At 44.0% G+C, this 9,867-nt stretch carries 14 protein-coding genes; 4 read left to right on the top strand and 10 right to left on the bottom strand.

What is annotated here, in order from left to right:
• Nucleotides 1-419: 419 nt before the first annotated feature.
• The 4 genes from V7K41_RS08270 (at nucleotide 420) to V7K41_RS08255 (ending at nucleotide 2,097) form a co-directional block, all read left to right on the top strand.
• Entirely contained in the window at nucleotides 420-767 is a 348-nt protein-coding gene (locus tag V7K41_RS08270) for an ArsR/SmtB family transcription factor (protein WP_334847139.1), read from the top strand.
• On the top strand, nucleotides 754-1,251 hold the full coding sequence (locus V7K41_RS08265) for an SRPBCC domain-containing protein (protein WP_334847138.1): 498 nt from the start codon (nucleotides 754-756) through the stop codon (nucleotides 1,249-1,251). The genes V7K41_RS08270 and V7K41_RS08265 overlap by 14 nt, the downstream gene beginning before the upstream one ends.
• Nucleotides 1,252-1,358: 107 nt before the next feature.
• The gene (locus V7K41_RS08260; protein WP_334847136.1) at nucleotides 1,359-1,493 is read left to right on the top strand and encodes a hypothetical protein; all 135 of its coding nucleotides are present in this window, start codon (nucleotides 1,359-1,361) and stop codon (nucleotides 1,491-1,493) included.
• Between the two features lie 16 nt (nucleotides 1,494-1,509).
• Nucleotides 1,510-2,097, top strand: coding sequence for a PEP-CTERM sorting domain-containing protein (locus tag V7K41_RS08255; RefSeq protein ID WP_334847134.1), 588 nt, complete (start codon nucleotides 1,510-1,512; stop codon nucleotides 2,095-2,097).
• 84 nt (nucleotides 2,098-2,181) lie between these two features.
• On the opposite strand, the gene V7K41_RS08250 is transcribed toward V7K41_RS08255, so the two are convergent.
• The 10 genes from V7K41_RS08250 to V7K41_RS08205 form a co-directional block, all read right to left on the bottom strand.
• The gene (locus tag V7K41_RS08250) at nucleotides 2,182-5,433 is read right to left on the bottom strand and encodes a plasmid replication protein, CyRepA1 family (protein ID WP_334847132.1); all 3,252 of its coding nucleotides are present in this window, start codon (nucleotides 5,431-5,433) and stop codon (nucleotides 2,182-2,184) included.
• A gap of 239 nt (nucleotides 5,434-5,672) precedes the next feature.
• Nucleotides 5,673-5,900, bottom strand: a complete 228-nt coding sequence (locus V7K41_RS08245) for an alpha-ketoglutarate-dependent dioxygenase AlkB (RefSeq protein ID WP_334847130.1) — start codon at nucleotides 5,898-5,900, stop codon at nucleotides 5,673-5,675.
• Between the two features lie 36 nt (nucleotides 5,901-5,936).
• Nucleotides 5,937-6,119, bottom strand: a complete 183-nt coding sequence (locus V7K41_RS08240) for a hypothetical protein (RefSeq protein WP_334847128.1) — start codon at nucleotides 6,117-6,119, stop codon at nucleotides 5,937-5,939.
• 83 nt (nucleotides 6,120-6,202) lie between these two features.
• Complete coding sequence (locus V7K41_RS08235; RefSeq protein ID WP_334847127.1) at nucleotides 6,203-6,919, bottom strand: BRO family protein; 717 nt, start codon at nucleotides 6,917-6,919, stop codon at nucleotides 6,203-6,205.
• Between the two features lie 143 nt (nucleotides 6,920-7,062).
• A complete protein-coding gene (locus tag V7K41_RS08230; protein WP_334847125.1) occupies nucleotides 7,063-7,521 on the bottom strand; it encodes a DUF1392 domain-containing protein in 459 nt (152 codons plus the stop codon).
• Entirely contained in the window at nucleotides 7,518-7,916 is a 399-nt protein-coding gene (locus V7K41_RS08225; RefSeq protein WP_334847123.1) for a hypothetical protein, read from the bottom strand. Before V7K41_RS08225 ends, V7K41_RS08230 begins: the two co-directional genes overlap by 4 nt.
• Nucleotides 7,917-8,014: 98 nt before the next feature.
• Complete coding sequence (locus tag V7K41_RS08220; RefSeq protein ID WP_334847121.1) at nucleotides 8,015-8,143, bottom strand: hypothetical protein; 129 nt, start codon at nucleotides 8,141-8,143, stop codon at nucleotides 8,015-8,017.
• Nucleotides 8,144-8,209: 66 nt separating this feature from the next.
• Nucleotides 8,210-9,052, bottom strand: coding sequence for a hypothetical protein (locus V7K41_RS08215; RefSeq protein ID WP_334847119.1), 843 nt, complete (start codon nucleotides 9,050-9,052; stop codon nucleotides 8,210-8,212).
• Nucleotides 9,053-9,177: 125 nt separating this feature from the next.
• Nucleotides 9,178-9,588 (bottom strand): hypothetical protein, encoded by a 411-nt coding sequence (locus V7K41_RS08210; RefSeq protein ID WP_334847118.1) that lies wholly within the window; start codon nucleotides 9,586-9,588, stop codon nucleotides 9,178-9,180.
• A gap of 17 nt (nucleotides 9,589-9,605) precedes the next feature.
• Nucleotides 9,606-9,770 (bottom strand): hypothetical protein, encoded by a 165-nt coding sequence (locus tag V7K41_RS08205; protein WP_334847141.1) that lies wholly within the window; start codon nucleotides 9,768-9,770, stop codon nucleotides 9,606-9,608.
• Between the last annotated feature and the right edge of the window lie 97 nt (nucleotides 9,771-9,867).

The following is a 9,867-nucleotide window of genomic DNA, read 5'->3' as shown; positions in this document are numbered from 1 at the left end:
TAGTCATTTACTATGGCTATCAATGTCTTTATTTATGGCAACAAGAACAATAACTTTGGCATTGTGCGTACCAAAATCATTTTGTAAAAAACAGTGAAGGCAGGATGTTGGAGGTAGGGTATTAGATGTAGTATTTTAGACGATTAAATACGAGTATTCACATACTAAAACATCTTCTTAATTCTCTACACCCTTTCATCCATAAATACCAGGGATTTACGCTTTTATTAGTGCCATTCACCCCTGCCCAAAAGCTTGCCACCATGCAAAGTTTGTGTGGTGAAGCACTAAGTGTTACGCAGTACAACTATATTGCCCAAACAGGCATTTTATTTCTTGAATTTCCCTTAAGTGGGGGCTTGACATGATTCAATAGTACATTTAACCTAGTAGTTAATTAACCATTAGGTTAAATAAAAATGTCTAACGAACAACTGAGCCTTACCTTTGCTGCCCTAGCCGATCCTACACGGCGTGCAATTCTGACTCACCTCGCTAAGGGTGAGGCATCGGTAAGTGAGTTAGCCAAGCCTTTTAAGATGAGTCTTCCTGCAATCTCCAAGCATATAAAGGTGCTAGAACGTGCTGGACTGATCTCGCGGGGTCGCGAAGCTCAATGGCGACCTTGCCAGATTAAAGCACAGCCGCTTAAAGAGGCGGCGGATTGGATTGAGCAATATCGTCAATTGTGGGAACAGAGGCTCTCTAGGCTTGATGATTACCTGCACGAATTACAAACTCAGGAGAAACAAGATGAGCAACATTGAGGATGACACCAATGCTCAATCTCAACGTGAGATCGCGATCGTCCGCATCTTGAGAGCGCCGCGCTCCCTTGTGTTCCAGGCATGGACTGATCCTAAACACATAGCGCAGTGGTGGGGGCCCAAAGGTTTCACAACCCGTGTGATTGAGATGGATGTGCGTCCAGGCGGGAAATGGCGCTACGTGATGACTGGTCCAGACGGCAGGGAGTACCCGGCCAAAGGTGTTTTTCGCGAAATCGTACCCTTTGAGAGGATTGTCACCACTGATGAATTTGATGAAGGCTTTGAAAAGGTGGTGAACGTTGATTTGCCGAAGGGAATGGTTATAACAGTCATTTTCGAGGATTTAGATGGCAATACCAAACTCACACTCCAGATTATGCATGAGTCTATTGAGGATCGGCATAAGCATGAACAGATGGGTGTGATCGAAGGGTGGAACTCCACTTTTGACTGCCTCGATGAGTTTTTGGCGAAAGCTTGAGTTTCTCTTACTAGGGATGAGGTGCTTGTATGTTTATCTTCATCAAGCCGAGAAAAAGTTGATGCGATGGTTGCTCCCTGCACTTGCCGCCGATGGAGCAACCTACAATGAACCACAAGACCACAGTTTTTTCTGAGCTTGAGCGATTCTTCGAGAATACCGCAGGCATCGCAGAACTTTTTGGTGTACCGAATGTATCTGAAGTTGCCACGGATGTGATAGCATACCTTCAACAATTTTAGATAGCATACCCAATCCATGAATCAAGTTCGACTTCCCAAAGTTAGCGTCGCCGTGATTGGTTTGGTAGTTGCAAGCGTATTTCATGCTACTCCCGTGCTGGGAGCGATTCTAACTAGACAAGAATTTTCAGGTGATTTTACCTTAGTCGATGCTACTACCCCATTCCTTACGAACTCTTTGCCATTCAAGAGCGAATATTCTGGATTCGTGGTTTACTCAGAGTCCGGGACTTTGAGCGATTGGGAGCTATCCGTCAGCAATCTAGACCTGAATTTGAACAGAGGTTCTACTAATGGCGGTAACTTAACCCCAGATGTTGATTTTGAGCTTGGTTCTGGGTCGAATTGGAATTTAGTAGTTGATTTTGGCATTGCTTTTGATGCTCCTAGATATACCTTAGAAAGAACTTCAAGCTCTGAAATTACCTTGACGGGTGAAGTGGGACTGGCAGGAACATACATCTATCAAGATTCTGCTGCCAATATTACCGTCAGTTCTTCATCTACATCCATACCTGAACCCACTTCCCTACTAGGTCTATTGTTTGGAGTTGGTGCAATTGCTGTCTCTAAAAAAGCTGGTAAGACGAAATCTGAAGCATGAATTACTCAACTCTTTACCAAAGCTTTCTTGATCTACACCGCCACCACCCAATCGCATACCACAGACTTATACCTGTTCCCAAAGTTAACCCAAAGGAGCCACTGCCCCAGATAGCCATTCGGTGTAAGGCTCACCATCAGCAACGCCGACAGCCTCATCAAGCTGGGAAACTAGCTCTTTGTAGAAGTCCCCAGCGCTGTCGAGTCCTTGGTGCATTTTCAGCTTCAGCCCCTTCCATCCAAGGAAAGTCGGACTTTCAACTGGCGTGAGTGGTTGAGGAATATCCTGGGATTGGGTGTCAATGACTGGTGTAGTTGTACTTATATTATTGCTGACTGACACCAAATCAGAATCTTCTCTGATTAACTGTGAGGTGGTGTTAACGACTGGTGTAGTTGTACTTATATTATTACTGACTGACACCGACTCACTAAAAAACAGTTCATCCCGATTGAACCACTGCCCAAAAATCGAATCACGCTCATCATCAGGTGCAACAAACCGATAAACGCACTCCCGGTTTTCACGCTTACCCAAGCGACCGACATAGGACAACCGCAAATCAATCTTGTCAAGTAATTTCTGTGCGATCGCAATCGGGGTCAGTTTTTCAGAAAGGGAAACATTCAAATAATTCTTGATAACGTGCCGATGCGTTACAGCCAGCGCTTTAAACTCCAGCATCTTTTCATCAGACCCCCGCAACTGAACGTCTGGTGTAAGAAACTGCAACAGCTGAAGATTTTCGAGTAACAACACAGCAGGCAATAGCTGCCCCTTGTTAAAATCTGGTTTCCAAATGGAATTCTCCCCCAATTCTAACTGCGATGCTGCCCGTTTAGCATCACGGTTCGTCAGAAATTCCCGCCCCAGTGTCAAATAATAGTGCATCCGCAGTTGAGGATACCACCCATCGTCATCTTTTTCGACCAACTCAGGCGTAACTTCAACTTCATAGCGACGAGACAATTCAGCCTTACGCTGCTGATGTCGTTCAGTTTTCGTTTTTGCCCGTTTATCTTGCAGCTTTTTGAGTTCAGTTTGAGAGAGTTCATCAGCTTGCGCGATCGCCTGACATTCACTAGCGTACAATTCCTGACTAGCCGCCTTAACAGACTCGATTACTGCCCCGCTCTCATCGTCATCAACATCTTCCGCATCAATAACGCTGTACCCATCTTCGACCAAGCCCCCAAGTACAGATTCCCGATAGCGCCGCATCTCAACGTTGATGACAGAGCCACGTTTCCCCCACGTCTGTAAGGATTCTGGCTGGAAGTTCTGGTCAACAAAGCTATAATCGTCATTATCCGCCGCCGACAACAGCGCAATGTTAGCCTGTGTAGCAACGTGTTGACTTCTCAACAATCCTCCGATGGATGTAGAGCCATTGCCCACAACCGACATCCCCCACTCTCTCACCCAAATGTGGCGGTCAACAGTTTCCCGGAGGCGTGCCAACATCTGACGCACGGAGTTAACCGGCTGCACTCCCTGAAATATTCCCCAAACACCATCAAAATGTCCTCGAATGTCGATGGATACCCCAGTTTCTAAACTTGGAGAGGCGATAACCAAATCGTACTGGGTGAGAATTTTGTTCAGGTGAGCGATACAACCGAAAGCCGCATGAGAGGGGTCAGCAACAGATTCGCTGTCAATTCTCAAAATTCGCAGATGTGGGAACTTGCGACGAAAACGTTCCTCAAGTGCTTGGGTTCCCCATTTGGACTTAGCTTTCTGAGCAGAACAACACAATAAATGATGCCCCCCAATAGTAATGGCTTTGTCCAGTGCCGCAATCAAATTTTTTGGGTTACTGCCAGAGTAGTTGTAACAGTTTCCGGCACTATCCCGATAGTTATTGACGATGACGAATGGGTTAACTCGATATTCTCCAGCAAGTGATAAAACATACTTTACATCAGTATCGGAAACATCAGCACTTGATAGGTAAATCTTTCCCTGGCTACTCCCTAGAACATTCTGTACCAGTTGCTTCAAGTTTTTCAGGACAGCAACCCGACGCTTTTGTACCTCAGTTCCAGAGTTGAGAAGATGCCAGAAAACTTGGTCGCATTCATCGATAATAATGACATCATTTGACCAGTCATTAGGGTTGAATCGCGCTTGACTTTCTTGATGCAAAGAGTCTACACAGACCCCGTATCCTAATAATGTGCCTGTTTCGGAAGTATGAACTTCGGTAACATAGTTAACACTAAATCGATTACACAGTGCCTCACCAAGTTGAATACGATGGGTGATGATTAATACCCGTCTCCCCTGGTCGTGTGCTTTCGCCACCTCAGTTGCCAGCCATTCGGTTTTACCAGTGCCTTTGGGAGCCTTGAGAATAATGAGTTTTTCCCCTTCGGGTACGAGAAGCTGGCCCAAAAATCTTTGGTTGAGTGCAATTGACGGCGGGTAAGTCAGCAGAGTGAACAGTTTAATCTCCCATAACTCCAGTGCAACGGCAGTGTTGTAGAGTGCATCAAATGCAGGTTGACCCTTAGCAACGATAAAATCATCAACCCCTTTCTCTGCTCCTAACGGTAAATCAATCACCCGCAGTGAACAACCCTCGTTTACCAGCAGCCGTCCCATGCGACTGATGGCGGTTCTCACCCGTTGGACTGTCTCAGGTTTGTTGTCCTGGTCAAAGCAGATGTTAACAAGTCTCCCCTGTGTTGCGAAATGCTTCAAGTCTAGAATCAGAGAGGGTTTACCAATGGCAGTACCGTACTCATCATTAGGTGTGCGGTATCCAGCATTCACACCGGGGATAGCGATCGCAGCATAACCAGCAGTCAGTAACGCCCCCGCTTTCTTGACTCCTTCGACGATTGTAACAGGGACATTGTGCTGCCAAACCCAGTGCCAGAAGCCGCCGGGGTGTTTTAGGTCAAATTCTGTGATGGGGATACCAGAGCGATTTGAGACTTTTACCCAGATGCGATTCGGGACTAGAAGGAAGAAAGCGCGTGTCTCTTCTCTGTATGGGTGTTCGTATTTGATGAACTTGTGAATCTTTTGGCGGTCACGTCTGGGGTGGTCGGGTTTGAAACACCCCCACATCATCAGGACGTAGTTGTTGAGCGGGTCAATCCCACTGCACCACCAGCCGCCTAGTTCAATGTGTTGGTATTTTTTCAAGTCTCTGTCTCGCAGTCGTCCATCATTGCGACGGGAGATTTTGGGACTGTAGAGAAGATATTCGTATGGTGTCGTGCCGTGGAGCGATCGCACATTTAGGGCAATTATTTCTTCGTCAACCCCACTGTTGAGCCATTCAGTTAAGTGCAGAGTAAGAAAATCGGTCGTTGAAATAGTCATATTTCCTCCAATATTTTGACGCATGGAAAAGTAAGCGGTATGACCTGATACCGCTTTGGAATGCTCTTTATGGAATCGATAAGCTAGTACATCAGAACTAAGTGAGGCTCATTTTAGATGACTTACGAAAATCTCTTGAAGTGAAAAATCAGGCTTTCAGTTAGTAAATCTTAGACAGGGAAAGGATTTACAGGTTTTTTAAAAATCAAATATTTAACGGTTCACTGTGAAAATCAGCCTTATCCGCCCCTGGAGGTGTGTGGTCGAAACGTGAGATTGATACGCGTGCTAACCACTTTGTTTGTTTTAGGAACCTGATGCAGATGAGTAGATTGGCAACCGGGGTGCATCACGAGTAAACTGCCGTATTCCAGCCAGAAGTCCGTTGGTCTGCCGCCGATGGGCTTGATTTGGAATTTGCGACATGACCCCAGGCTTACCGATGCAATCGCTGGGTTAGATCCCATCGATGGTTCGTTGTCTGCGTGCCAACCAATCGAATCCTAGCCACTGCGGTACTGATTTCCGATGACAATGCGAAACTTGTAGCCAGTAAGTGCAGTGATAGAGTCGCGTAAGCTAAACAGAGCTTCTGTCCAACATAGTGGTTTCAAAAACACGCACTTTGAGTAAAGGTAATCACATCCTGCATCGCCATAAATGCACTCTAGGCGAGGAATAGGCATTGTTTTACCCGCAATTCTGATTTGATTCTGCTGCCATTTCAGTTTTAGACAGTGTTGGTAAAGTTCATTGGCTTGTTCAAGACTTAAGAAATCAGGGTAGTAAGTGATAGGTAAAACTGGGGTCGATTCAGTGAAAAGTGTGAGTTGTTGCATGATGTTTTTTCAAAGTAATAAATGTGTACTTCAATGCAATTGGTGTTAGTTTTATTCGGCTTTAAAGACCATATTTCTAAACCTTGAAGATTAGCGAAACCAACAACACTATATTTGTGTCCGCATGGGGTATTTACTCTGTCTTGCTCAACTTCAACGGCTTTTAGTCTTGCCAAGATTTGAGTTTGTTGCTGTTGTTGTTGGAGTAAATGCTGTTCTTGCTCTGCCAATTGTTGTGCTAGAGCGGCGAGTAATTGTATTTGAGTCATGGCTTTTAACTGGGTTTGGGTTTCAGCCTCTCGCGTTTTCACAACAAAATAACTTTGCGCTGCTGCTATCTCTGGTTTTCGTGGATCACCATTCATCGCGGTTAAATAGCAACCATAGCGACTGAGTTTGAAATCGTCTCTAGGTCTACCTCCGGTACTTTTTGCGGTCAGGCGCAAAAAGTGTTTTTCGCTCTCTTGCTCTATGTTTGAGCAAGCTGCGATCGCTCTAGAGATGGCATCCTCAAATTGTCGCCATTGCTGATATCCCAATATGGGCATTAATTCACGAGCTAACCAATACTCATTGCTATCTGTATCAACCTGCTTGATTTGGTCAAATGGGCTGGGCTGATTTTCACGCTTTATAATTGCATCCATACTTCCTCTGAGTTTTTGATATGTGAACCAACTACGCTATTTGCCCCTTACTGTGGGTGGATCTGAATCTCTAGAGATATCTGTTCGATGGTTTCGGCGATTTTAAGAAGCAACATAGTTTTTAGTTGTGTGATGAAAAAGAATCAAACTTTAATTCGCACTAAACTTTTTTCACCAACTAATGAGAAACGATTCGATATAGTTGGTGTCTTAATTAACGTTGGTGACATCAATTCAACAATGTAAAACCAAGAATTATTCACAAGGGCTGTCCCCAGAATCAGCCGTTGTTTTGTTCCCTTGTCGTGAGAACAGAGGATCACTCTTTGGCCCAGAACAAAAGCAGGTTTTTGCACATTGAGGGTTTCTAATTCCCCAGTCCCGATGATTTGGTTTTGTGTGGCGTGAAGTATTTCTTTACCGCAATCAATTGAATAAATCCAGCATTCGTGTTTCCACTGAATACCGCAGCAATAGCCGAATGCTCTTGTTGTGCGTAGGAAAACTCTCTCCAGTAAATTAACTGCAACAGGTGGAATTGTTTTGCCCCAAGGTGGGGAGAGATACCAACTGGTTTTAAGTGCATTAATGTGGTCAATCATGCAAGTTTCCCCACTAAATATTCGATAGCATCTTTATCAATGGCAGCAATGCGGTTCTTAAGACGTTGGGGTGGGTTTTGAAGAAATCGTTTTAGGTCTTTGCTCTTGATTTGGTGATATCTACCAGAGCGCCGGGTTGTGCGTATCCATCCCTTTTTTACCCAACTCCAAACAGTCGCTGAATTGAGTTGCAGAACTCTGGCAATTTCGCAGCAGTTGTAGTTATCAAGAATTGGACGTGCAGAGTATCCTAAAAAGCGCAATTTATATTGAATAGCTGATGTTGAGCGTGTGTATCCTCTTTTCTGGAGTCGATATGCTATCTGTTTAACAGTGTAGAGACAAGCCATTTCTTCAATGATTCCTACTTCTTCATCAGTCCATTTTGTATACATCTGATTACCTCTCATATTTATACAGATTTAGTAGAAGAATATTCTTTGACAATCTGAGCGCTGATAGATTCAAAGTCCACCTGAGCAATATTCAAGCTCTACAGCATCTCACCACTGTTGTAGAGGTCTGTAATGTGCTGCTTGATTGCCGACTCTGACAGCCCATCAGGAATATTTAGGTGCGCTTCACTCGTGATTTTATCGACTACTATGACAATGACTTTCATGGGTAATTCCTATTTAATTAATTGAGGATTCAGAAAGAAAACTTCTTCTGAATCCTGACTTTTGATTCACACTGCCCCAGTCTTTACCGTTTGCAACTGTTGCATCCATGCGTTGATTGCTGTTAACTCATCAGCACCATTAGCAACAGCATCAACAACTAGCTTTTGATAGTCAGATTCGGCATGATTTGGATGGTCGCACTTATCTGCTGCCCAAGCCAAACACATGGTTTTGATTAGTTCATTAATCTGACTAATATCAAGTAAACTTGGGCGGTCAACATCTTGAAATTGCAACCACTCTTTGACTAAATCAAGGGGATAATCAAGCAAGGTGCGAATATTTTTTACTCGAAAATCCTGTGGGTGTACTGGTTGAGGAACTACACTAAGTTTTGGTGGAGTCAGTGGGGGTTCGGGAATTAAGTTTGAGGTTGCACCCAATAAAGATTGGATGTCACGAATGATAGTTGCCCAATTCAAATCTCTACTCCATTCCCTGTAAATCTTGGTTTTGGTTGCAGCATCGTAAAGATTACAGAAAACCATGTTTTCGTCGCCAGCATTAGCGACAATAATCAGTGGCTTAGAAAAATCTTGAACTAATGAGGCAGCGAGAAGGAAGCTTTTGGCGAAATTAGTTTCAACACCAGTTCTTACCACATAAAGTTCATCGGCACTCACGACAATATCTAGCTTCAGATTGTCCTTGTTTTTGAATTCTTTGGTGGTCAAGCGCAGTTCAGACAAGTACCCAGTTAATGCTCTTTGAGTAACAGGGATTTTCTTATCCTGGCTGATATTGAACTTGTACCAGACGTAAGATTCTCCGTCTACTTCTCCCTGATTTACATATAAATAGATGGGTTCAGGAGGGTTGCATAAACCTAGTTTGATTTCAGTAGCCATGTTTACCTCGATTAATGTTTCATTGATTAGTGTTTCGTGTGCAATAATGGGAATTCTGTAGTGGGAGAAAAACTTCCGTGCGTTCATCTGAAGTAATGGCATTCTTTTAGATGAACGCTTTTGTATTAATTAGAAAGCTCTCGATTCCGCTCTAGCTCCCATTGCAGATAAGTCAAAGCAGTTTGAGCATCGGCAATGTTTAAATCTGGCTGATACCCTGCTTCCAAGAGTTGTTTGTAATCTGGGTGCGTAGCAATCTGGGATATCAGATTTTGGGCTTGCTTAAGTAATTGGCAGAGATGCGGATTAGACATTTCAATGCCGAGCCTTGAACATAAATCTTGCCTACGGCACGCTCCGCGAACTGCCTTTACACCGAATGTTCCTGGCTCAATCTCCGTTTTCAACTCTTCAAGCAGAGATTGAAAGCTCGGGTGTTCATCGTTAATTTCAACCTCAAACAAATCTGCACTCTTTGTAACGGTGGTTGCCCAATCTGGTAATGTATGTGAAATCGTCTTCGCGTAAAGTTTCATAATTGGTTCCTCTTCGATTAAGAGCTAAAATCCTCGGCAATCTCCAACAAAAAACCGCGTCCTGTGTTCTGCACTTGCACCAGTTCTCTATCCAGCAGAGTTTGAATGACTGAATCGGAAAATTGGAATTGCAACCGATGTAATGGAACACAACCACCGCAGAACTGAAGCACACGCAGCAAATTATTAGACCTCTTGCAAAAGTCATTCAAGTAGCTTCAACTTTAATTAGATGAAGTTCATAATTGTACAGACCCGCTATTAGATTAAATCTCAAAC

Source organism: Nostoc sp. (assembly GCF_036917415.1).
Taxonomy (GTDB): domain Bacteria; phylum Cyanobacteriota; class Cyanobacteriia; order Cyanobacteriales; family Nostocaceae; genus Nostoc.
The sequence above is the reverse complement of the archived record's forward strand: the minus strand, read 5'-3'. Positions and strand labels throughout refer to the sequence as shown.